The sequence below is a fragment of the Mycolicibacterium sp. XJ870 genome (genome assembly GCF_053483975.1).
This window is the reverse complement of the sequence record NZ_JBEFTI010000001.1, coordinates 2270732-2292332: the sequence shown is the minus strand read 5'-3', so window position 1 is coordinate 2292332 and position 21601 is coordinate 2270732. Positions and strand designations below refer to the sequence as shown.

Sequence of the window (21601 nt, the reverse complement as noted above, 5' to 3'; positions counted from 1 at the left end):
TGTCGATGGCGCAAGATCGAAGGGAAGGCTCCGCCCGGCTCCGGCGTGGTCTACAGGTCGCACTGCGGGGGCGTCGGGATCCGGCACCCGTCGCCGGCCAGCGCAGCCGCACCTCGGGCGGCCTGGGTGACCTGCACACGCGAAAGGTTCTCGATCTCACCATCCGGCTCGCCGAGGTGATGTTGTCGTCCGGTTCTGGCACCGCGGATGTCGTTGCGACGGCCCAAGACGTGGCCCAGGCCTACCAGCTCACCGATTGTGTCGTCGATGTCACCGTCACCACCATCATCGTGTCGGCGCCACCGACGACGGACCGGCAACCTGTGACCATCGTGCGGTCGGTACGAGCCCGGGCGACCGATTACACCCGGCTGGCCGATCTCGACCGGCTGGTCCAGCGGATCACCTCCGGCGGCGTCACCGTCGACCAGGCCCACGAAGCCATGGACGAGCTGACCGAGCAGCCGCACCCGTACCCGCGCTGGTTGGCGACCGCCGCATGGGCGGGGTTCGCTCTCGGGATCGCCATGCTGCTCGGCGGAACCTGGCTCACCTGCCTCCTGGCTGCCGTTACGTCCGCGGTGATCGACCGATTCGGCCGCCTGCTGAACCGGATCGGGACCCCGTTCTTCTTCCAGCACGCGGTCGGGGCAGCGATCGCAACCCTGGTCGCCGTGGTGGCGCACCGGTTTGCCGGCCTGGCGTTGAGTCCGCTGGTGGCCACCCTGATCGTGATGCTGTTGTCGGGCATGGCGTTGGTCGGTGCGGTACAGGATGCGTTGACCGGCTACATGCTGACCGCCGTTGCCCGCATCGGCGACGCACTGTTCCTGACCGCGGGGATCGTGGTCGGCATCGTCGCGGCACTCCAGATCGCCACCGTTGCCGGCATCGAGATCGAACTGCATGTCGACGCGACCCAGACGTTCGTCACACCGACGCGCCCGCTGCCGATCATCCTGGCGGTACTCGGCGCTGCCTTGGCGGGGGTGTGCCTGACAATCGCGTGTTACGCACCGCTGCGTTCGATGGTCACAACCGGGCTCGCGGCCGGGCTTGCCGAACTGGTACTGATCGGGCTCGGTGGAGCCGGCTTCGGCCAGTGGGTCGCCACCGGAGTCGCGGCGATCGGTGTCGGCTTCCTCGCCACCCTGATCTCGATCCGTCGGCAGGCACCGGCACTGGTGACGGCCACGGCAGGTATCACGCCGATGCTTCCGGGCCTCCCGGTGTTCCGCGCAGTGTTCTATTTTGCCGTCGACGAGAGGTTCAACGATGGCCTGGCCCAGATGCTGGCTGCGGGGGCGACAGCGCTCGCACTCGGCAGCGGGGTCGTGATGGGCGAGTTGCTCGGTTCGCCACTGCGGTACCGAGCCGGACGCATCGGTGATTTCCTGCGCAAAGAGGGGCCACCCGGGCTCCGACGCGCCGTCGGCCGGGATGTCGTGCACCTGCAGCCGGCGGAGGAACCACAACCGAGCGCCACCAGCGGCCAACTTTCGAAGAGTGTCGCCCTGGAACCGGCGACCGCCGACGACACGGACTCCGCCGAGAGCGACGAGCGGCCCGAGGGCGAGCGCGAGGAAACCTAAGCCGGCAAGGGATCCAGCGATGAATTTCGCCCGCCCGCCCGGTCTACTCACTGTCGACGATCACACAGGAGGAATGCGTGGCCCAGTTGCTCAGAGTCCAGAATTTCAACGTCTCGCGAGACGGTTTCGGGGCGGGGGAGAACCAGAGCCTGGAGCGGCCATTCGGCCACGCCGAGCCCGGCGACATGTTCGCCTGGGCCGGCGCGACGGCGAGCTGGCCCAACCGGACCGAACCCGGCGGGAGCCGCGGTCTCGACGACTATCTCACGCGGGACTTCGCCCACAACATCGGCGCAGAGATCATGGGCCGCAACAAGTTCAGCCCACAGCGCGGCCCGTGGCGCGACCACGAATGGCAGGGCTGGTGGGGTGATGAGCCGCCGTTCCACACCCCGGTGTTCGTGATGACTCACTACGAGCGTCCGTCGTTCACCCTGTCCGACACCACGTTCCACTTCATCAACGGTGATCCGGTCACAGTCCTTGAGCGGGCCCGGGAGGCCGCGCAGGGCAAGGATGTCCGACTCGGTGGCGGGGCAACCACCATCCGGGAGTTCCTGGACGCCGACCTGATCGACACCCTCCATGTGGCGGTCTCGCCGATGGACCTCGGAGCCGGATCGCGGCTCTGGGAGTCGCCTGACGAGTTGCGCGACCGGTTCAACGTCGACGTCGTCCCCAGCCCGAGCGGGGTGACTCACCACCTGTTCTGGCGGTGACGTGGGTATCAGCCGAGGATAGGCAGCCGCCGGTTCTCGGCCAGGCGGTCGAGCGCCGCCTGCATCACCGCTCGTACGTGAGCGTCGACCTCATCGACGTCCGGTTCGGCTCCGAACTGTGCCGGGATGTCGATCGGTTCCAGCACTTCGGTGACGATCTTGGCCGGGAGCGGAATGTTGGGTGGTAACAACACGGTCAGTCCGAACGGCAAGCCGACGCTGACCGGAAGGATCTCCAAACGAATCCGATTGAGTCCCAACAGATGAGCGAGTCGATGGCCCCGACTCAAGAACAGCTGGGTCTCCTGCCCACCGATGGATACCGCCGGAACGATCGGCACTCCGGCTTCAATTGCGGTTCGCACATATCCAGTCCGACCGTTGAAGTCGATGGTGTTGGCCCCGAACGTGGGGCGGTAGGAGTCGTAATCGCCGCCAGGAAAGACGAGCACCACCGCACCGGACCCAAGCGCCGCTGCGGCATTCGCCGGACTGGCCTCGATGACGCCCAGCCGATTCATCACCAACGAGAGCGGGCCCATGAGAACGCCGTAATGCGCCAAAGTGTGCAAAGGCCGGTCGTACCCGAAATGTTCGTAAAATGCCGGGCCGAAGATCAGGACATCGGGCGTCATCATCCCGCCGGAATGGTTGCATACGATCAGCGCCGCCCCGGTCGCCGGGATCCGGTCAACCCGGCGAACTTCTGCGCGGTACCAGAGCCGCATGAGCGGTCGAACCGAGGCCGTCACCTGCCGGATGAGCACCGGGTCCCATTTCGAGCGTTCCACAGTGCCCACCGGTGCTCGCCCTTCGTTGGTGCCGACCACCCGATGGTGCGCCATCGACTTCGGGCGACACGGGCGATTGGAGCTTTTCGGCCAGATGCTCCCGTCGGGAAAATCAGCCCTGGCCGGCGAGCCACCGGTCCAGAACGCGGCGGTCCCGTTTCGTCGGGCGCCCGGCACCGCGTTCACGGGCCGCGACAGGAACGGGTGAGACCGGAGGCGGCGCGGGTGTTCGATCGAGGTAGCAGCTCACGGCATCGGCCGCGCCCACTCGCTTTTGGATGACCCGGACCACCTCGACGATCCGCGTCCTGTCACCCAGGCGGGCGCGCACCTCGTCACCGGGAACCACCGTCGTCGACGGCTTTGCCGGCCGATCGTTGACCCGCACGTGCCCACCTCGGCAGGCCGCGGCGGCGTCCGGCCGGGTCTTCGTCAGCCGCACCGACCACAACCACCGATCCACCCGGGCCGACTCCATGACATCCATCATGAACTGCCGATGTCGAGAACTGACGGCTGGCTCCGTCCCCGTAGTGAATGCGACCAAAATGGGTCGCACACCAGCACCGAGGAGAACCACGATGACCAAGTACTTGTTGCTCAAGCACTATCGCGGCGCCCCAGCGGCAGTCAATGACGTGCCCATGGACCAGTGGAAGCCCGAAGAGATCTCGGCACACGTGCAGTACATGAACGATTTCGCGGCACGGCTCGAGGGGACCGGGGAGTACGTCGACGGTCAGGCACTCGCCCCCGAGGGCACGTTCGTCCGGTATGACGGCGAGGGACGTCCGCCGGTCACCGACGGCCCGTTCGCCGAGACCAAGGACCTCATCGCCGGCTGGATGGTCATCGACGTCGACAGCTACGAACGCGCCATCGAGCTGGCGGGGGAGCTGTCGGCCGCACCTGGTGCGGGCGGTAAGCCGATCCACGAATGGCTCGAGCTGCGCCCGTTCCTGACCTCGCCGCCGACCATCACGGAGTGACCTCTCATGTGAACGAGGTCCTGATTCGGAGCCTCACGCCGAGCGTGCTCGGGATCCTCGTCCGCCGCGGGGCTGACTTCGCGGCGGCCGAGGACGCCGTGCAGGACGCGCTGGTCGAGGCGCTCCGAGTCTGGTCGGCCGACCCGCCGCGGGACCCCAAGGGCTGGTTGGTCACCGCTGCCTGGCGCAAGTTCCTCGACGCGAGCCGGGCGGACGCATCCCGTCGCCGGCGTGAGGAACTGGTCGACCTGCAGCCGCCGCCAGGGCCCGCACCCGCGGTGGACGACACGCTGCAGCTCTACTTCCTGTGCGCCCACCCGTCGCTGACGCCGTCATCGGCGGTGGCGCTGACCCTGCGCGCCGTCGGTGGGCTGACCACCCGCCAGATCGCCGAGGCTTACCTCGTGCCCGAGGCGACCATGGCCCAACGCATCAGTCGGGCCAAGCGCACCGTCTCCGGCGTGCGGTTCGACCAGCCCGGTGACGTCGCCACCGTGCTACGCGTCCTCTACTTGGTTTTCAACGAGGGCTACTCCGGCGATGTCGACCTCGCGGACGAGGCGATCCGGCTCACCCGGCAGCTTGCGGCGGCGATCGATCACCCCGAGGTGGCGGGCCTGCTTGCCCTCATGCTGTTGCACCACGCCCGGCGCACCGCACGGACTGCGCCCGACGGCAGCCTGGTGCCGCTGGCCGAGCAGGACCGCGAGCTCTGGGACACCCGCCTGATCGCCGAGGGCGTCGAGATCCTGCAGGCGGCCCTGGCCCGCGATCGGCTCGGCGAATTCCAGGCCCAGGCCGCGATTGCGGCACTGCACGCGGATGCGCGAACCGCCGGCGAGACCGACTGGGTGCAGATCGTGGAGTGGTACGACGAGCTCGTGCGGCTGACCGACAGCCCGATCGTGCGGCTCAACCGTGCGGTGGCAGTGGGGGAGGCCGACGGACCGCGCGCCGGGCTGGCGGCGCTCATGACGCTCGACGATTCACTGCCGCGGTACGCCGCGGTGGCGGCGTACCTGCACGAACGCGAGGGCGATCTGGCGACGGCGGCACGGCTTTACGCCGAAGGCGCGCAGAAGGCACCGAACCTCGCCGAGCGTGACCACTTGACGCGTCAGGCCGCACGGCTCAACGCTTGCCGGTGAGGTTCACCGGGGTGGTTATCAGGTGAACGGCAGGAAGTCTCCGTTGATCCAGACGCCCCAGTGCCCACCTGCAGGCAACTGCGCCCACACCATTGGATGTCCCTGCCATGATTCCGCCGGCTTCTTCGGCGCGCCGGGTGGCGGAAGTGGGTCGGCGCTCGCCGTGGCCGCGCTCAGGCCCAGTGCAGCACCGGCGATCGCGCTCGCGACTGCGACGGTGAAAGCAGTCTTCGTGAAGGTCATTTTGCGCACCTCGGCGTTTCAGACAGAACAGCGGACATGCGAAGCCTATCTAATCGCTTGATTGTGCGCGCAAAGCGGTCGTTGATCTCAATCACGGTGCCACGATGGTTGGTGATTCAGCCCGCACATCAGGAGGCGCCGTGAGTGAGCATGAAGTAAAGATGATCATCTTGTCGACCGACGACTTGGATGAATCGATCCGGTTCTACAGCGAAACCCTGGGTATGCCACTGAAATTCCGCGACGGAACGCACTTCGCGGCGCTCGACGGCGGGCCGGTCACCGTCGCACTGGCGACCGCGGTGGACCATCCCATACCCGGCCAGGTCGTGGTGGGTATCAAAACCGCTGATGTCGACGCCGCCGCGAAGGCGGTCGAAGCAAGCGGTGGCGGCATTGTGAAGGGTCCCTACGATGACGCACACGAGCGCCGTGCCGTCGTGTACGACAACAAGGGCAACGGTTTGGTGTTCTACAAGCCGCTCGCCCGCTCCTGAATCGCTGGCCGATCTGTGCGACGATGCCATGGGCGTAAGCGAGAGGACTGCCGGACATATGACCGAAGAACACGGACCCGCGCTGTTCGCCAGCGCAGCGAAGTTCGCGATCGCAAGCCTGGCCGTCGTCGGTGCTGCACTGGCCGCGGCGGGAGTATCTGCAGCGGATCCGGCGGCGCCCGTCCCCATACCGCCACCCACGGATCCGGCAGCGGCAGCGCCCGGCCAGCCCGTAGTGCTGCCCGGCGAACCCGCGCCGCCGCCCGCTGGTCCGCCGTCGGTGCCTGGTCCGCCGTCGGTGCCTGAGATTTCGAACCCGGTGTACGGCTCGGGTCAATCCGGCTCGGGCCCGCTCGGAACTCTCCGGGACCTATGGCACCAGGCGCAGAACCCGTATGACCTCCAAGGCCCCACCGGGCCTGCCGCCCCACCGCCACCGGGAGCCGGTGTGTCGCCGCCTCTGCCGCCCGGGTATGTCTCGATGAACGCGCCGGGTTCCGAAACTCCCATCGCTGCGCCAGACCCGAACGCCGGGCCCGCGGCGGGTCCGGCTTTGCCGCCCGGTTACTACCCGTTGGACGGTCCGCCGCCACCCGGGTACCAGTTCAACTCGCCGGGGGCGCCGGCTCCTGCAGCCCCGCCGCCACCAGCACCGATGCCGTAGCGAGTTGAGCAGGCTCGTCGTCGTGGAGCCCACGACGACGGCCGGCACGTACAGCTCAACTCGTGGCGTTGAGGATTTTGATCGCGAAGATGAGCGAGTCACCCTGCTGGATTCCCGCGGCGGGCTGACCCTCGGGGTAGCCGTCTTCGGACGTCATTGCGACTGCGACCGTGGAGCCGACCTTCTGACCTGCGATGGCCTTCTGGAAGCCGGCCACGACTCCGTCGAGCGGGAATTCAACCGGGGCGCCCTGCTCGTAACTGCTGTCGAACACCGTCCCGTCACGGCCATTGACGCCCATGTAGCAGACGGAAACCGTGGCCGTGTCTGCGACGACCGGTCCGTCGCCGGCCTTCAGGGTCTGCACCTGAGTCTCAGTCACGCTGAATGGCGCGGTGACGTCGACGCGCGGCGCGACGGTATCGGTGGATCCGGTGACCGCGACGCTGCCGGTGGCGCCAGGAAGCGTCCATTCGGGTGTGCCGGCGTTTTCCGGCGCTGCCATTGGGCAGGTGCTCGCCTCTGTTGCGGTTTCGGCGATGGAGGGCGAGAGAACTTCGGCCAGGGAGGACGTGGTCGGCGATGAAGTCGCCGATGCAGTCTCCGTATCGGAGCCACAGGCGGAGAGCGCCACGACGAGCGCCGCGGAGCACGCCGCGAGCGCGAGGGAAGAGGACACGCGGGGGGAGTTCACCGCCGTCACGCTACAGCCGAAGGATTGCGGCGAGGAAGTCGGAGCTATCGGTGAACGGTCGCAGGTCCCAGGTGGACAGGAGTAGATCCGGGGTGAACCCAGCCTCTGCTGCGTCTTCGAGAAACTGGCTGAACTCGTAGTCGCGGCCGGCGCCGAAGCCGATCACCGCTCGACCGTCAGCCGCAAGGTGAGCGCGCAAACGGGCCAGCACTTGGACTCGGGTACTCGGGGCGAGAAATGTCATCACGTTGCCTGCCGACACGATCACGTCGAACGGTTCGGTGATGCCACGCGCAGGCAAGTCGAGTTCGGCGAGGTCTCCTACGAGCCAGCGCGGTCCAGGATGGTCCTCTTCGGCTGCCGCGATGAGTGCGGGATCGACATCGACACCGACCACGTCGTGGCCGGCCTCGGCCAGATACCCGCCCAACCGGCCCGGCCCGCAACCGGCGTCGAGGATGCGGGCGCCGCGGGGCGCCATCGCGTCCACGAGGCGAGCCTCGCCGGCCAGATCGGCTCCGGCGCGCGCCATGGACCGAAAGCGTTCGATGTACCACTGCGAATGCCCGGGATCCGCGGCGACCTTCTGCATCCAGATGCTCTGCTCGCTCATACGATCATTGTTGCAAGCCGGAAACCAGGGCCGACGGTGTCCAGGTCCGCCAGGAGGGCGACCCGACGAGGAATCCTCCGGCGAGCTGAGCCACGGTGCGTGGACCCCTGACAGTGCTGTTGTCGTAGAAGGTCGCCGAGCCCGCACGCATCGCGGCGACCGCGACCAGGCTCCAAAGCCGTTGATAGCGCTCACGAATCTTATGCTCGGGCACGTCATGGCCGCCCGCTTCCACCCGGTGCCGCACCCGCAGTACGGCGAGTTCCTCCGGGATCAGGACGACGTGCGCGATCACGACGTACCCGGCCTCGTGTGCGCCGTCGACGAGGTCCAGCTTGGAGGGATGAGAGAACACGGTTTCGGCGATGAATGACTCGTCTTGCTCGATGAGTTTGGCCCTGGTGTCGGAGGCGATACGTGCGGCCTCGTAGGCATGGTTGGCCGGGTCATCCGGCCAGCGGCGCTTGGCGATCTCGTCGGCATTGACGACGGAACTGCCCGGAAGCAGCGGCACGAGAGTGAGTTCGATGAACGTGGACTTGCCGGCGCCGTTGGAGCCGACGACCAGATCGAGGCGCTTCACCGCGCGAAGGTCCGGTCTGCGTCAGCGATCACTGCTGGTGTGTGAGCACCGATGTGCTGCCGTCGGGGCGGTACTGCACGATCTCCCCGTCGTCATTGATCGCGACCGTGGTGATCCCGCGCGCGGCCAGGGTCTTGCCGTAATCGGCGCGCGCCAGCGTCTCCTCGATGGCCACAGCGATCTCTGCGTTGAACACGACGCCCTCCTCCTCGGAGAGGTCGCGCAGGGGAGTGTCGCCTGCCAACGCTGCCTCCACCTTGCGGCGCGCGGCGCTCTGCTGGCTCGATACCGCGCGCCCGACGCGGGCCCAGTGGTCGAGCTGCTGTTTCGCCGACCGGCTCTGACGCGCGCCTTCGGCGGCGGCACTGTCGATCAAATCCGCGGCGAACCGAGTCACCCGGTCTGCAGGGTCTGTCATGGCGAGCCTTCGTTGTAGCAGTCTGAAACAAACGTAGCAGAGTGCTACAACCAAATGTTCCCAGGCGCCAAACTAGGCTGTGCGCGCGAGAGTTTCGTCGTAGTCCCAGGCGGCCGGGGTATTCATGCCCACTGGCATCCAATCGGTGTACCAGGTGCCGTTCGGGTGTGCGGCCGTTTTCGAGGTGACGCCTAGGAGCTCTCTGACTTCACCAAGGGGCTTGTCCAGCAGTTCTTCCCAGGGTGCGGCAAAGATGTTGTCGGCGCGGCGGCCTCGCTCGGTAGCTTCTCGGTAACAGCGCAGTTTGTGGCGAAGCGAGGCGCCTGGCGTGATGAGAGTCAAAGTGAGCCCCGCCAACCGGATCGGGCCGGCCGGCTCGGTTTGTCCGCAGAAGAATCCAAGAGCGAGGGCTTCACCGGCCGCGTCCGGGCCGTACCCGGTGATCGCGTGAAGGACGTCGTGAAGTGCCGTGTCCCGCACCACGCTGTAGAAGTAATCCTCGGACCAGTTGTTCTTCTCGGCGATAGGCCGGATGACAGCTTCGCTATACACCCCGGCATCTAGTCGGTTGGTCGTCAAGAACGAACGGAATGCGTGCCCAACACTGCCCACGGGAAGTGATGCCAGATAGTCGTCGTCCTCCAAGAGCGCGAGGATGTCCGGCTTGTTCTCAAACAGTTTGCGCCCGCTGGGATGTGCCTTCACCCGGTGATATGTGCGCGCGCCGGCCGGCGCCTGAACCACCACCAGCATTTCGTAGAGCCGGTCCAGATCTTTGCCTGGTTCGAATAGTGTCCGCCAGCACGACAACAGTTCGCGCCAGTTGATCCTCTCGGGCACCACACCGCCCGCGTTTCTGTATGGAGCCAGTTGCGCAATGGATTTGGTCATCGAATCCTCCTTGAGTAGTTGCACCACGTCAGCTGTCTGACGTCGGCGCGCCAAACAGCGAATCTTCAAAGCCCTTGAGCATCTGCGGCTTTGCGATAGCCCACAAAGCATCGGGGTCGACACCGCCGACCAGATCCGACATCGCCAGTCCCCGTATTGTCGCCAATCCGATCGTTACCGCTTCAGCAAAGCCCGGACTTGCTGCCAATTCCGGGAAAGCGCCAACGGTCCCTTCGACAACACGCAGCGCTTGCGAGTCGGCCACATCCCTCATCGCCGCACGCAACGTCGGATCTGTTCGTGCCGCCACCCAAAGTTCGAGTCCCGCAGTAAATAGCGGACCGCGATGCGCCTGCCAGACCCGATCCAGAAGCTGCCCGATTCGTTCACTCGGCGTGCCGTCGGTGTTCGCCTCGATCATGAACTCGTCGGCCATCTGATTTCCGAGGGATTTGACGGCCTCCGCCATCAGATCGGCCTTGCCTGAAAAGTGATGTTGCAGAGCGCCGAGCGTCACTTCAGCCCTCCCCGCGATATCACGCGTCGACGTATGCGCGTACCCCTTATCCACCAAGCAGTCGATCGTGGCGGCAAGCAAGCGAGACTCCGTTGCCGCACGACGCTCAGCCTGGGATCGACGATGCTCAGCGGACACAAGTCCAAAGTTACATACCATACGAACGACATGTCAATACCATTCGTGCGACTTGTAACTTCGGACCTTGAAAAGGTCGGCTAACCCGAATGTGGGCGTATCGATTGGTCGCGGGGATCCGTGGGATGCCGCCACAGGCTAGATTGCTCATGCATTGTCTACTGATGACATGCACACTTGCATGCTATGGTGCATGTATGCCTAAGACGGTGCAGATCCGTGACATCGATGATGACGTGTATGCCGGCTTGGTGCGACGAGCCGGAGAAGAGGGACTCACGGTCCCTGAACTGCTGCGCCGTGAAGCGGGTCGGCTGGCGGCACGGCCGTCGATCGCCGAGTGGCTGCGACGCACAGGGCGTCGCCCCTCAAACGTGTCCACCGAAGAGGTTTTGACCACTCTCGATACGTGGCGTGGTGAGTGGCCTGATGCTCGTCGTTGACGCGTCGTGCCTGTTCGAAGTCGTCGCCGATACCCCTCGGTCTGCCGAGATCGCGGCCCGACTGGCAGCCGACACCGATCACGCGGCGCCCGAGGTGGTCGACGTCGAGGTGCTCGGCGTGATCCGCGCTCAGTACTTGGCTGGAGCGCTCGACGGGACAGCCGCTGGACAGGCGGTCGCCGATCTGCGCGACTGGCCGGGGGAGCGATTCGCCCACCGGTGGATGATCGACAGGGTCTGGCAGCTGCGTGATTCGGTGCGAGGGTGGGATGCGTTTTACGTCACCCTCGCCGAGGCACTAGACGCGACCCTGTTGACCCTGGATGGCAGGCTCGCGCGCGCGCACGGCCCGAGGTGCCGGATTGAAGTGCTCGGCAATTAGAATCCATCTCATTTGTCGGAGCCATCGAGTTCGATTACGGCGCTGAGTGATTCGGCGATCTCGTCGACCAGGAGCCGGCCAGGGCCCTCGAAGAGTGATGAGGCACCCGGGCCGAACAGTGGCCAGCTCCCGCGCCCAGAGGGGTAGCGCGGTCCGCCGAAGAGTACGACGGCTTCCACGGGATTGGCGTTGGCGAGTTCGGCTTGTCGGGAGTGCCAGATCAATCCCGCCAGTGCACGTCCGCGCCGGCTTTGGCTGAGCGCTGCGCCGGCAAGTCGGCGGGTGCAGGGGTAGTGCTCGGCGGGGCTGGACACCACCTGCGCACGGGAAAGACCGAGCCGGTCGAGCTCGGGATCCCGGAGGTCGCCGAGGGTGGCTGCGGCCGGTACTCGTAGGTGCGCCAACAGCTTGCCCCGTAAGTCCCGCTCGTAAATGATGCGGCTGCTGTGCTGATGGACGTCGTGGAACACCGTTTCGAGTAGCGCGGCGGTCGGGGTTGATGCGAGATACATGCTCGGCAGGCGGTCGGCCGTGGCGGGTTCGTCGATGGGGGAGAAGCGGGCATCCCCGTATCCCGGGTTATGTTCGTCGTAGCCCCAGGTGGCGTCGTAGACCCGGTAGAGCGGGGAGCCCGCGCGCAGCGTCATGGAACGAAGCCGGGGCAGTGATACCGCGACGGGGCAGCCGTCAGGGTCGGGGCAGTCCAGATCTACTGGCGGAACGGTCATCCCGTCGAGTTATGCGGCTGCAGCGGAGGCGAATCGCCGCGCGGCCCGCAGCACCCTGGCCGGCGCCCGACGGGCGAGCTGCTCGGGAATCTCACCGGACAGCAGCGCGGTGGGACTGGTCAGCCACGTCCACAGCGTCCATCCGGTGACCCCGCCGCCGGCGAGCGCTTCCAGTACGGGACGCAGTTCGGCGCGGGGCCGGCCCGATTCGTCGAGCTGAAATGCCGGGATCAGCGTGCGACCGTTGTGGGTGACGGTGAACGCCTCATGGTTGTCGCGGCGACGGGCCAGCCACGTCCTGGTGCTCGAAGCCTTGGCGTCACCGCGCAACGCGCGCAGGGTGTCATGGGTGAACACCGGCGTAGCCAACAGCGCGTCCCGGTGGGTGGCCAGCCGTTGGGCCTGAGCCACGGTGGCCGGTGGCGTGAGAGCGACATTGCCCGCCATCAGCGCCCGGAGAAGATCCGCCCTGGTGGCCGCCACATGATCAGCTTGTAGGACACGGACTTTGCCGATGAGTTCGAGCGCGTCCTCCACATCGCGACGGCTCACCCCGCGCACCTCGAGATGGTCGGCTCGCTCGGCCACCTCGTAGGCATACTCGGCAGCGTTCATGTAGCAAGTGTAGCGCTGTCACAGCTAGCGCTGCAATCGCTGCGGGTTCGCCTCTTTTCGGTCAAGTTCGTCGCGGACGTGGGATCGCGGCGAAACCGTTGCGGCGCACCGTCGTGGCGGTGGTGCGCCACCATCGGCGGTGTGGGTCGGGCTCGCGGCCGGCCGCGAGTCGATGGATCTGGTCGGTGTGCCACTGGATATCGAGAAGCGCGTCAGCGGCGTGCAGGTCGAACACGCGGCCGAGCAGTCCGCGAGCCGTAACGCGCGGAGTGCCGGCGGCGGCGTAGTGGTCGGCATCGCCCAGCAGTCGGTGTGCGGCCTCGGGGTCGATGCACAGCGGCCGGCCGAGGCCGATGACATCGCACGCGCCTTCGGCCAGCGCTTGATCCATGGCACTGCGGGAACGGAAGCCACCGGTGACGGCGAGCGGCACGTTGCCGGCATGCGCGCGAACTTGCTCGGCGTAGGAGAGAAAGTAGGCTTCGCGTTCCCGGGTGCTCTGCCGTGCAACGGATCCCATCATCGCCGGCCGTTCAAATGTGCCGCCGCTGATCTCGATGAGATCCACGCGCTCGCATGCGAGTCGAGCGACGACTTGTTCAGACTCAACCTCGGTGAAACCGCCTCGTTGGAAATCGGCTGAGTTCAGCTTGATCCCGACGGCGAACTCAGCACCGACTGCGCCGCGTACGGCGCGCAACACTTCCACCGGGAAGCGCATGCGCCGATCGAGGTCACCGCCCCATTGATCGTCGCGCAGATTGGCCAATGGTGAGAGAAACTGCGAGATCAGGTAGCCGTGCGCGCCGTGCAGTTGGACGCCGTCGAATCCGGCGTCCTTGACGATCGCCGCTGCCGTCGCAAAGCGCTGTACGGTCGCCTCAATTTCGCCCGCAGTCATTGCGCGCGGGCGCGGCGCACCGGGAATACCGAGGGCGACTGCGCTTGGTGCGACCGGTCGTGTGCGTCCAGCGAGCGGGTTGGCTTGGCGCCCTGGGTGATTGAGTTGCACCCAGATGCGGGTGCCGCCGCGCTGGGCAGCCCGAGCCCAGCGGTGCAAGCGATCACGATCACGGTCATCCTCGATGGCGACGTTGCGAGGCTCGGCCATGTGCCGTCGGTCCACGGTCACATTGCCGGTGATGATCAAGCCGCAACCGCTTCGCCCCCAACGGTCGTAAAGACGTTCCAGCCGGTCGGTCGGTGCATTCTCACGATCACTGAGCTGCTCGCTGAGTCCGGCCTTCATCAGCCGGTTCTCCAATACCTGCCCGCACGCGAGGGCCAACGGCTCGCCGATCGCTGTTTCCGGCATACCGCACGCTACATCGTCGACGTAGGACAGTGGCGAACACCAATTGTAAGAACTGAGCCGACCCAGGCGCCGGCTCAGTTCTTACAGTCTCGCCCAACGAGGGTCAGTAGTCCCAGGTGGCCGGGATGAAACGGAAGGCGTCCCCGGCGACCGCCACGTGGCAGACGGACGGGAACGGCAGGTGCGTCGCCACCAGCGCCTCGCCGCTGGCCGCCAGCTCCTGCAGCAGGCGGATCCGGACACGCGCCGATTCTTCGGGGTCGTGTTCGAAGCCGTTCTGCCACTCGGGCTTGTCGAAGCCGGGCTGGAACACGGCATCACCGGCGAAAGTCAGGGCCTCACCCCGGGATTCGATGCGCACGATGCAGTGGCCGGGTGTGTGACCGCCCGTGCGGCGCAGCAGCACACCGGGTGCCACCTCGTACTCGGTCTCGAACGGCCGCAGCTGGCCGCGGTAGAGGTCCAAGAACTGCGTGGCGGTCCGCCGGAGCACATCCGGAATCGGCGCAGGCATGACGGTGTGCGAGAAGTCGGGGTTCTCCCAGAATTCGGCCTCAGCGGCCGCGAGGTGCACGCGTAGGTCGGGGCGCAGCTTGTTCCGCAGCCCGTCGACGAGCAGCCCACCGATGTGATCCATGTGTAGGTGGGTGAGCACGACGTCGGTCACGGAAGACGGTTCGATCCCGGCGGCCGCGAGGCGCATGCCCAGCTGTCCGGCCCGCGGGAAATCGGGGAACTCGGTGCCCAGCCCGGAGTCGATGAGGATGGTCTTGCCGCCGCTGCGCACCACGGCCACATTGAGCGGCCAATCGAGCACTTCCGGCGGCAGGTACATGTCCTTGAGCCAGGCTGAGTACTCGGCAGGCTCGGCGTTGGTGGCCATCGTCGACGCCGTGATCGGTAGCACCCCGTCGCTGATCACCATGACGTCGATATCGCCGACTTTCTGGACGTAGCGCGACGGCACCAACTCGTCGAGCCCCGACCTGTCGACACGCGAAATGCTGTCCAAGCTCATGTTGTTCTCCTCCTGAGGGCTGTACCCGAAGACATGGCGGAATGACCTGTCTTTCTCGTTGAACGCCCTCCGATGCCAGGATTTATCCAGCGGCGTCAAGGATCTGTTCGCGGAGGATGTCGCCGTGACCCGCGTGCCGGGCGAATTCTTCGATCATGGAGAGCAGGGTCCACCGCATGCTGACCTTGCCCTCGAGGGGATTGTCCTTGGTGTCATCGAGGTGGAAGCGGGACGCGATCACTCGTGATCGCTGGCTTGCGCGCTCGAACTCGGCGATGACGTCGGTCAGGGACTCATCGTCGGAAACGGCGAAGGTGCCCTCGTCGCGAGCGGAGTATCCATCACAATCGGATTCGTCGAGCCCGCCCCAGAACCGCTGGAACCAGATTCGTTCCGCGGCAGCGGCATGCTTGATCAATGAGATCGGCGTGGTCAGTGAGGACACAAGACGCCGGCGGGCGTCCGCATCAGACAGGCCGCGTGCGGTTCCGATGAGCGCCACGCGGTTGCGATCGAGCATGTTCTCGATGACCATTCGCTCGGTGCCGTTGGTAATTCGATTGGTACTCAAGAGCATTCATCCTCTTCTGTTGTTTCGTCGGGAAATATCACCCGCCAGTGAGTTCGGTCAGGTGCGAATCAGCCTGCGCCAGGGCGGCTTCGGCTGTTCGCATCCTCTTTTGCGCTTCCTTCGCAGACCCCTGTGCGATGTCGAGCTGCGCATCGGCGTCCTCGAGCTCGCGCTCGGCGGCCGCGAGGGTCTCGAGGAGTTTCTCGTAGCGCCGCCGCGCGGTCGCGACTTTGCCGCTGCGCTCGTTCACCGCCACGAGTGCTTCTTCATGCGCGGCGCGCGCCTCGCTCAGTGCGGTTGCGGCGGCGTCGCGGTTGCGTCGGGCCTCCTCGGTTGCGGCACGGTCTGGGCGTGACTGTTCCTTGGTCGACGGGCGCGGGGGAGTCCGTGACGCCGTATCGGAGCGGGGCTGCGTGCCCACTGCGGACGACGCCCCGAAGTCTCCGAAGCCTGACCACTCTTCGGCTTTGGATAGCCGGCCCAGCCGCGCTGCGACCTCGGGATCGGCGACTGCCGCCTGCAGCGTGCCCGTGACGTCGTCGCGCAACGCCGCCGTCGGATCCCGTAGTCCGGCGGCGCCAAACCCGGCGCGGGCCAGTTCCTGTACAAGTATCCGTTGCGCCGTTGACAGTTCGCGGATGCGTTGTCCGTCCATGGCTGCATGTGCGGCGCGTAGGGCTTCGCGCAGGTCGGTCAATCTCGGGCGTACTGTCGCATCGGTCAGCGCCAGCAGGTTCACCACCCACGCCGCCGTCGTCGGCCGTCGAGCCGCGGCGATCACCTTGGCCGCCTCCGCGTCACCACGCTCCCTGGCCGCCGCTGCGAGCTCTTTGCGCCGCGCGATGAACTCCTCCGGCCGCGTGCCGTAGAGAGAGTCGAGGTCGGCGTCGCCTTTGAGGTTCTTCACCACCAACGATCGTAGGCCGCCACGTGCATGTTGCGCCCCCGAGTGCCCGAGCCGTGGATCGCGTTGATACACCGGCGATGACGTAGGGACAACGCCGGAGGAAACATATGAGGCCGCCTCGTGTTGTAGCGGACGACTCAACCGAATTGGTATGCCACCGTGACGGCCAGGGTTGCCGTGACCAGAGTGAGAGCGGGCAGGACGGCGCTGAAGTGGCGATCGCCCACCCGCAGGTGCGCAATCACCGCTCCGATGAAGAACAGCACCAATCCGATGGCCGCCGCCAACCCGATCGGCGGCAACACGAATCCTGCGATCAGCCCCAGCGCGCCGGCGCCCTGCAGGGTGCCCAGCGGGACCATCCAGGACTGCGGGACCTGGACTTGCTTGGCCGCGGCGACCGGAATCGGGTGATGCGTGTAGTTCATCCACGTTCCGGCAGCGGCGGCGAGAGCCGTGACCAAAGTCAGGATGACGTAGAGGACGAACACGGGGATTCCTTCCTAGGAGCGAAAACAGGGATAACGCAGTCCGGGGGCGCGCGGCCTTCTGTATCCAGTGTTGGCTCTTCGGGCGTTGCCGGTCCAATACCCGTGTCCATAACCTGTTGGAATGGATGTCGATACCCGGCTGCTGCGTTACTTCGCCGCTGTCGCCGAGGAGGAGAATCTGACCCAGGCGGCACAACGGCTATACGTGTCGCAGCCGGCGTTGACCAAGCAGGTCAGGCGGCTTGAGACTCTGCTCGGTGTGCGCCTGTTCACCCGTTCACGGACGGGCATGTCGCTGACGGAAGCCGGGCGCTCCCTTGCCCGTTCGGCCCCTGCGCTGCTTGCCGATTGGCAGCGCGCGGTCGCCGAGACGAAGGCCGCGGCGGCGCGGGAGGCCCTGGTATTGCGAGTCGGGTTCCTTGCCAGCGCCGCCAACGAACAAACCCAGCAGATCATCGCGGATTTCGGCGAGCGCAGGCCCGGCTGGCGAGTCGAGATGAGGCAGAGTTCCTGGTCGGATCCCACGGCAGGACTAGCTGGGGGCAGCGTGGATATCGCCCTCTTGCGGTTGCCGTTTCCCGGCCAGGAGTCCTGGCGGGTTGAGGTGCTGCTGACCGAGTCCCGCTGCGTTGTTCTGCCGAGCTCGCACCGCCTCGCCGGCCGCAGCGAGATTGCCTTCCATGAATTGCGAGACGAGCCGTTCGTCGCTGCGCCGGACTCGACCGGCCAGTGGCGCGACTACTGGCTGGCCGTCGAAGAGCGGCACGGCGATCCGCCCCGAATCGGTGCTGTCACCGAGCATCCGGACGATTGGCTCAGCGCGATCACCAACGGATACGGCGTCGCCTTGGCCCCCGAATCCAGCGCCCGCTACTACCGGCGTCCCGGCGTGGTGTTCGTGCCGGTGACCGGCGTCGGCCCGAGCCGGGTCGGCGTGGTCTGGAACCCTGCCGACGGCGACGAACCGGTCATTGTGGATTTCGTCGGCAGCTGCATGCGCTTCAAGCAGTCCTGACACTGGGCCGTCGGGCAATCCGGTTCCCGACTCAAACCATGCCGACGTGACATTCTGGCCTGGTGATGGCTGTGCGGATCGCTGAGCCCGACGAACTGAGCAAACACGACTTGGATTCCGCTGAGGCGTTGGTCCGATCGGCATTCGGTGACAGCTTCCGTACGCACGACTGGCTACATGGTGTCGATGGTGTTCATGTGTTGATCACCGAAGGCGGTGTGCTGCTGGCTCACGCGTCGGTAGTTGCTCGCACGTTGCGCCACGATGGCGTTGTCTTTGATGCCGGTTACGTCGAAGGGGTTGCCGTGCGCAGCGACCGACAGGGCCGCGGGCTGGGATGTCTCGTGATGGACCACACGGAGTCCCTGGTTCGCACAAGGCACGCCATCGGTGCTCTGAACGCGGTGGAGAGTGCGGCACCGTTCTATGCGCGCCGTGGCTGGAATCCTTGGGATGGTCCTACCCAGGCAGACACGCCCAGCGGATTAGTGGATACCTACGACCCGGCCGACCGGATCTTCCTTTTGACATCGTCGAGCACTCCGTTCGGTCTCGCGAAATCGACACCTCTGATCTGCGATTGGCGTGCCGGCGATCTCTGGTAAGTGCCGCCGTCTTCCAAGTGCACGATGTGATGGGCGTGTAGGCCGCGGGTGGCGGCGCAGCCGGGTACCGCGCAGCAGCGGTCGCGATGTTCGAGTTGGGGCACGCCTCAGTGGGGAAAGAGGCTGCGGCCGAGGACATGACCTGATTATCGCAGCCGGGTACGACAATTATCTCTGCGTGAGTGCGTCATCATCCACGTGCTCGTGCCGCCAGCATTCGTCCCAGGGTTGAAAGCGGCGGCGTCAACTCTCGGGTGGTGTAGCAGGCGGAATGTGACGAAATGCTCACCGCCGACGAAGGTTACGAAGGATCGCCTTCGGCGGGGGAGTTGTCTTTGGCCAGGTGGTGCAGGACTCGTTCGTTGAGGGTGGCGAGCATGTCGAGCTCAGCCGGGGTGAACAAGTCGATGAAGTTTCGGCGGACGTCTTCCACGTGCCTCGGTGCCGCCTTCTCGATCGCCGCGAGGCCGGCCGGCAGCAGACAGACCATGGTGCTGCGGGCGTCGTCGGGATTGGGTTCCCGGCTGACCAGCCCGTCGTTCTGCATGCGCCGCACCTGGTGGGAGAGACGGCTCTTCTCCCAGCCCAGTGCCTCGCACAGGGCGTGGGCGGGCATGCGGTCTCCGTCGAGAGCCGAGAGTAACGCGAGGACCTCGTAATCGGACCCGGACAGGCCCGATTCCTGCAGGCGTCGGCTCAGGTGGACTTCGATTTGTTGATGCGCATGTATGAAGGCCCGCCAGGCGCGGTCTTCACGAACGTTCAGCCAATTCGGGTTCATCGGCCTCCTCACCTTTCCATTTGTTGACACGTCAACCAAAGCACATTATGGTTGAGTCATCAACCATTGATTGACAGTGTAGACGGGACATCTCATGAGCAGCATCAGCATCATCGGCTTGGGGAACATGGCCAGCGCCTTGGCCGAACGGGCGCTCGCTGGCGGCAACGCAGTCGAGGTCATCGGACGCGACCCGGTCAAGGCGAAGGAATTGGCGACGGCGCTCGACGGCGCCACTGTCGGGACGGCCGGGACCGCCCCGGCGGGCGACATCGTTATCGTCGCCGTGCCATACGCCAACGCGGCGGCGGTGGTCAGCGAATACGGGGATGCCCTGGGCGGCAAGGTCATCATCGATATCACCAACCCCGTGACCCCCGATTTCACGGGCTTCGTCACCCCCGAGGGCAGTTCCGGCGCGCAAGAGATCGCCAAGGCTGCCCCCGCCGGCGCGCATGTCGTCAAGGCGCTCAACACTCTGTTCGCCAATGTTCTGGCGGCCGGCTCAGCCGAGGGTCGCCCATTAGACGTGTTCATCGCCGGCGATGACGCGCAGGCAAAGGCACGTGTGTCGGAGTTCATCGAGAGCCTGGGCCTGCGCCCAATGGACGCCGGTCAGCTGCCCATGGCGCGGGCACTGGAGAACGCCGCCCTGCTGCAGCTTGGCCTGATGACCCACTCCGTCAAGCACACCAACTTCGTCCTCGGCGTCAGCATTCTCAGCTGACTACGCGCACCAGCCCCTACACCTACCCCCAAAAGGACAGTCACATGCGCGTTTTCGTCACTGGCGGAACCGGCCACTCCGGTTCGTACATCATCCCCGAACTCATCGCCGCCGGGCACGAGGTCACCGGCCTGGCCCGGTCCGGCACGTCCGCGACGGCCCTGTCCGCGCTCGGCGCGAAGGTGCGTCGCGGCAGCCTCGAGGATCTCGACGGGCTCAAGGAGGCGGCCGCCGACTCCGACGGCGTCATCCACGTCGCGCACAGGCAAGACCTGCTGCCGTCCGGCGGCATCGACGCGGTGACCGCCGCGGAACTGCCGGTCATCGACGCGTACGGCGAGGCACTCGCTGGAACCGGAAAGCCGCTGGTCGCGGCTGGCAGCATGGCCTCGCCCGGGAATCTGGGCCGGCCGGTGACCGAGGAGGATCCGGCCCTGCTCAGCGGCGATGAGCACAAGGGCACCCTGCGCTTCCGTAACGCCGTGGAGACCGCCGTAATCGGTCTCGCCGAGCGGGGAGTGCGGTCGTCGATCGTGCGACTTCCCACCATCGCGCACAGCACGACCGATAGTGCAGGCTTCCTCCCGGGACTGATCGCGCTCGCGAAGGAGAAGGGCTTCGCCGGCTATCCCGGAGACGGCGAGAATCTGTGGGGTGCCGTGCACATCCGCGATGTCGCCTCCCTGTTCCGCTTGGCGCTGGAGAAGGGTCCGGCTGGCAGCTATTGGCACGCGATTGAAGACGGGGGCATCCCGTTCCGCGAGATCGCCGAGGCCATCGGCAGCCGTCTGGGCCTGCCCACCGCGAGCGTTCCCAGGGACGTACTGATGCTGCCGGGGTACTTCGGCATGTTCACGAACCTGGTCACGATGGATCTCCCGGCCTCGAACCTGATCACGCGCCAGAGCCTCGGCTGGGAACCCGTCCAGCCCAAACTGCTCGCCGACCTGGACAACGGCCATTACTTCTCCGGCCGGCTGACGGCCTAAGCACACCAACCACATTCACAAATCACCGGGAGTAACCATGACGACGTTCGCCGCGCACCGCGACACCTTGGAGTCCTTCGTCGACTGCATCAACGGCGGCGCAGACGAAGACACGCTCACCCGATTGCTCGCCGAGGACGTGGTGCTGTACGGCCCGTTCGGCGACGAGCCAGTCACCGGCCGCGAGGTCGCCGTGGAAACCATCAGGAAAGTCAACAAGCTGTCATCCGACGACACCTACATGGAGGTCCTCAGCGGCGAGACCCACCACGCCGCACACTTCCGGCTGCAAGTCGGAGAAGCCGCAGTCAACGGCATATTCTTCGTCCTGCTCGACGTGGACGGCAAGATCGCCGAGGTGAACATCTTCTACCGCACTTTGCCGTCCGGCGTCGCACTGCAGCGGAACCTCGCGGATGCAATCGGCATGCAGCCCTGGGAATTACGCACAAATGGGCAGTGATTCGGCGGACTTACGCTGCTGCCGCAAAGCGCCAAATAAGGAGAAACCCTTTAC

The 21601-nt window shown here is 65.9% G+C and carries 30 protein-coding genes; 13 read left to right on the top strand and 17 right to left on the bottom strand.

Annotation, left to right across the window (positions count from 1 at the left end):
- Nucleotides 1–5 precede the first annotated feature (5 nt).
- Nucleotides 6–1592 (top strand): threonine/serine exporter family protein, encoded by a 1587-nt coding sequence (locus ABQF30_RS11140; protein WP_448463231.1) that lies wholly within the window; start codon nucleotides 6–8, stop codon nucleotides 1590–1592.
- 77 nt (nucleotides 1593–1669) lie between these two features.
- Nucleotides 1670–2311: a dihydrofolate reductase family protein gene (locus ABQF30_RS11135; protein ID WP_448463229.1), complete on the top strand. Its 642-nt coding sequence runs from the start codon at nucleotides 1670–1672 to the stop codon at nucleotides 2309–2311.
- An 8-nt stretch (nucleotides 2312–2319) separates the two neighbouring features.
- On the opposite strand, the gene ABQF30_RS11130 is transcribed toward ABQF30_RS11135, so the two are convergent.
- Together ABQF30_RS11130 and ABQF30_RS11125 are read right to left on the bottom strand one after the other, a co-directional pair.
- Nucleotides 2320–3156 (bottom strand): 1-acyl-sn-glycerol-3-phosphate acyltransferase, encoded by an 837-nt coding sequence (locus ABQF30_RS11130; RefSeq protein WP_448463227.1) that lies wholly within the window; start codon nucleotides 3154–3156, stop codon nucleotides 2320–2322.
- A gap of 58 nt (nucleotides 3157–3214) precedes the next feature.
- Nucleotides 3215–3580, bottom strand: coding sequence for an Hsp15 family ribosome-associated heat shock protein (locus tag ABQF30_RS11125; protein WP_448463226.1), 366 nt, complete (start codon nucleotides 3578–3580; stop codon nucleotides 3215–3217).
- Between the two features lie 103 nt (nucleotides 3581–3683).
- Between ABQF30_RS11125 and ABQF30_RS11120 the strand changes: the two genes are divergently transcribed.
- Complete coding sequence (locus ABQF30_RS11120; RefSeq protein ID WP_448463224.1) at nucleotides 3684–4091, top strand: YciI family protein; 408 nt, start codon at nucleotides 3684–3686, stop codon at nucleotides 4089–4091.
- An 8-nt stretch (nucleotides 4092–4099) separates the two neighbouring features.
- Nucleotides 4100–5239 (top strand): RNA polymerase sigma factor, encoded by a 1140-nt coding sequence (locus tag ABQF30_RS11115; protein ID WP_448463628.1) that lies wholly within the window; start codon nucleotides 4100–4102, stop codon nucleotides 5237–5239.
- Nucleotides 5240–5257: 18 nt separating this feature from the next.
- Here the strand turns inward: ABQF30_RS11115 and ABQF30_RS11110 are convergent, their stop codons facing one another.
- A complete protein-coding gene (locus tag ABQF30_RS11110) occupies nucleotides 5258–5482 on the bottom strand; it encodes a hypothetical protein (protein ID WP_448463222.1) in 225 nt (74 codons plus the stop codon).
- Nucleotides 5483–5622: 140 nt separating this feature from the next.
- Between ABQF30_RS11110 and ABQF30_RS11105 the strand changes: the two genes are divergently transcribed.
- The gene (locus ABQF30_RS11105; protein WP_448463221.1) at nucleotides 5623–5979 is read left to right on the top strand and encodes a VOC family protein; all 357 of its coding nucleotides are present in this window, start codon (nucleotides 5623–5625) and stop codon (nucleotides 5977–5979) included.
- 58 nt (nucleotides 5980–6037) lie between these two features.
- Complete coding sequence (locus tag ABQF30_RS11100) at nucleotides 6038–6643, top strand: hypothetical protein (RefSeq protein ID WP_448463219.1); 606 nt, start codon at nucleotides 6038–6040, stop codon at nucleotides 6641–6643.
- Nucleotides 6644–6698: 55 nt separating this feature from the next.
- Here the strand turns inward: ABQF30_RS11100 and ABQF30_RS11095 are convergent, their stop codons facing one another.
- From ABQF30_RS11095 to ABQF30_RS11070, 6 genes are all read right to left on the bottom strand, one after another.
- The gene (locus ABQF30_RS11095; RefSeq protein WP_448463217.1) at nucleotides 6699–7337 is read right to left on the bottom strand and encodes an FKBP-type peptidyl-prolyl cis-trans isomerase; all 639 of its coding nucleotides are present in this window, start codon (nucleotides 7335–7337) and stop codon (nucleotides 6699–6701) included.
- A gap of 10 nt (nucleotides 7338–7347) precedes the next feature.
- Nucleotides 7348–7950 carry a class I SAM-dependent methyltransferase gene (locus tag ABQF30_RS11090; RefSeq protein WP_448463215.1) on the bottom strand — a complete coding sequence of 201 codons (603 nt, stop codon included), beginning with the start codon at nucleotides 7948–7950 and terminating at the stop codon, nucleotides 7348–7350.
- Nucleotides 7951–7954: 4 nt separating this feature from the next.
- Nucleotides 7955–8533, bottom strand: a complete 579-nt coding sequence (locus ABQF30_RS11085; RefSeq protein ID WP_448463213.1) for an ATPase — start codon at nucleotides 8531–8533, stop codon at nucleotides 7955–7957.
- A 28-nt stretch (nucleotides 8534–8561) separates the two neighbouring features.
- Nucleotides 8562–8951 carry a TA system antitoxin ParD family protein gene (locus ABQF30_RS11080; RefSeq protein ID WP_448463211.1) on the bottom strand — a complete coding sequence of 130 codons (390 nt, stop codon included), beginning with the start codon at nucleotides 8949–8951 and terminating at the stop codon, nucleotides 8562–8564.
- A 72-nt stretch (nucleotides 8952–9023) separates the two neighbouring features.
- Complete coding sequence (locus tag ABQF30_RS11075; RefSeq protein ID WP_448463209.1) at nucleotides 9024–9842, bottom strand: Coq4 family protein; 819 nt, start codon at nucleotides 9840–9842, stop codon at nucleotides 9024–9026.
- 28 nt (nucleotides 9843–9870) lie between these two features.
- The gene (locus ABQF30_RS11070; protein WP_448463208.1) at nucleotides 9871–10440 is read right to left on the bottom strand and encodes a TetR/AcrR family transcriptional regulator; all 570 of its coding nucleotides are present in this window, start codon (nucleotides 10438–10440) and stop codon (nucleotides 9871–9873) included.
- A 254-nt stretch (nucleotides 10441–10694) separates the two neighbouring features.
- On the opposite strand from ABQF30_RS11070, the gene ABQF30_RS11065 reads away from it, so the two are divergent.
- A complete protein-coding gene (locus tag ABQF30_RS11065; RefSeq protein ID WP_448463206.1) occupies nucleotides 10695–10940 on the top strand; it encodes a hypothetical protein in 246 nt (81 codons plus the stop codon).
- The gene (locus ABQF30_RS11060) at nucleotides 10927–11322 is read left to right on the top strand and encodes a type II toxin-antitoxin system VapC family toxin (RefSeq protein WP_448463204.1); all 396 of its coding nucleotides are present in this window, start codon (nucleotides 10927–10929) and stop codon (nucleotides 11320–11322) included. Before ABQF30_RS11065 ends, ABQF30_RS11060 begins: the two co-directional genes overlap by 14 nt.
- An 8-nt stretch (nucleotides 11323–11330) precedes the next feature.
- On the opposite strand, the gene ABQF30_RS11055 is transcribed toward ABQF30_RS11060, so the two are convergent.
- The 7 genes from ABQF30_RS11055 to ABQF30_RS11025 form a co-directional block, all read right to left on the bottom strand.
- Nucleotides 11331–12050 (bottom strand): RES family NAD+ phosphorylase, encoded by a 720-nt coding sequence (locus ABQF30_RS11055; protein ID WP_448463203.1) that lies wholly within the window; start codon nucleotides 12048–12050, stop codon nucleotides 11331–11333.
- 9 nt (nucleotides 12051–12059) lie between these two features.
- Nucleotides 12060–12665, bottom strand: coding sequence for a hypothetical protein (locus ABQF30_RS11050; RefSeq protein ID WP_448463202.1), 606 nt, complete (start codon nucleotides 12663–12665; stop codon nucleotides 12060–12062).
- 61 nt (nucleotides 12666–12726) lie between these two features.
- Nucleotides 12727–13980, bottom strand: coding sequence for an NADH:flavin oxidoreductase/NADH oxidase family protein (locus ABQF30_RS11045; RefSeq protein WP_448463200.1), 1254 nt, complete (start codon nucleotides 13978–13980; stop codon nucleotides 12727–12729).
- Nucleotides 13981–14083: 103 nt separating this feature from the next.
- Nucleotides 14084–14998 (bottom strand): MBL fold metallo-hydrolase, encoded by a 915-nt coding sequence (locus tag ABQF30_RS11040; RefSeq protein ID WP_448463198.1) that lies wholly within the window; start codon nucleotides 14996–14998, stop codon nucleotides 14084–14086.
- A gap of 82 nt (nucleotides 14999–15080) precedes the next feature.
- On the bottom strand, nucleotides 15081–15569 hold the full coding sequence (locus ABQF30_RS11035; RefSeq protein WP_448463196.1) for a DinB family protein: 489 nt from the start codon (nucleotides 15567–15569) through the stop codon (nucleotides 15081–15083).
- Between the two features lie 37 nt (nucleotides 15570–15606).
- Nucleotides 15607–16476: a hypothetical protein gene (locus ABQF30_RS11030; RefSeq protein WP_448463194.1), complete on the bottom strand. Its 870-nt coding sequence runs from the start codon at nucleotides 16474–16476 to the stop codon at nucleotides 15607–15609.
- Between the two features lie 137 nt (nucleotides 16477–16613).
- Nucleotides 16614–16967: a DoxX family protein gene (locus ABQF30_RS11025; protein WP_448463192.1), complete on the bottom strand. Its 354-nt coding sequence runs from the start codon at nucleotides 16965–16967 to the stop codon at nucleotides 16614–16616.
- 121 nt (nucleotides 16968–17088) lie between these two features.
- Here ABQF30_RS11025 and ABQF30_RS11020 point away from each other — a divergent pair, with 121 nt between their 5' ends.
- Together ABQF30_RS11020 and ABQF30_RS11015 are read left to right on the top strand one after the other, a co-directional pair.
- Entirely contained in the window at nucleotides 17089–17982 is an 894-nt protein-coding gene (locus ABQF30_RS11020) for a LysR family transcriptional regulator (protein ID WP_448463190.1), read from the top strand.
- 65 nt (nucleotides 17983–18047) lie between these two features.
- Nucleotides 18048–18587: a GNAT family N-acetyltransferase gene (locus ABQF30_RS11015; protein WP_448463626.1), complete on the top strand. Its 540-nt coding sequence runs from the start codon at nucleotides 18048–18050 to the stop codon at nucleotides 18585–18587.
- Between the two features lie 301 nt (nucleotides 18588–18888).
- Here ABQF30_RS11015 and ABQF30_RS11010 read toward each other — a convergent pair whose 3' ends face one another.
- Nucleotides 18889–19368, bottom strand: coding sequence for a MarR family winged helix-turn-helix transcriptional regulator (locus ABQF30_RS11010; RefSeq protein WP_448463188.1), 480 nt, complete (start codon nucleotides 19366–19368; stop codon nucleotides 18889–18891).
- A 94-nt stretch (nucleotides 19369–19462) separates the two neighbouring features.
- On the opposite strand from ABQF30_RS11010, the gene ABQF30_RS11005 reads away from it, so the two are divergent.
- Genes ABQF30_RS11005 through ABQF30_RS10995 form a run of 3 tightly spaced genes read left to right on the top strand, consistent with a single transcriptional unit; the run spans nucleotide 19463 to nucleotide 21547 of the window.
- The gene (locus ABQF30_RS11005) at nucleotides 19463–20095 is read left to right on the top strand and encodes an NADPH-dependent F420 reductase (protein ID WP_448463186.1); all 633 of its coding nucleotides are present in this window, start codon (nucleotides 19463–19465) and stop codon (nucleotides 20093–20095) included.
- 44 nt (nucleotides 20096–20139) lie between these two features.
- A complete protein-coding gene (locus tag ABQF30_RS11000) occupies nucleotides 20140–21084 on the top strand; it encodes an SDR family oxidoreductase (protein ID WP_448463184.1) in 945 nt (314 codons plus the stop codon).
- A gap of 37 nt (nucleotides 21085–21121) precedes the next feature.
- Nucleotides 21122–21547, top strand: a complete 426-nt coding sequence (locus tag ABQF30_RS10995) for a nuclear transport factor 2-like protein (RefSeq protein ID WP_448463183.1) — start codon at nucleotides 21122–21124, stop codon at nucleotides 21545–21547.
- Nucleotides 21548–21601 lie beyond the last annotated feature (54 nt).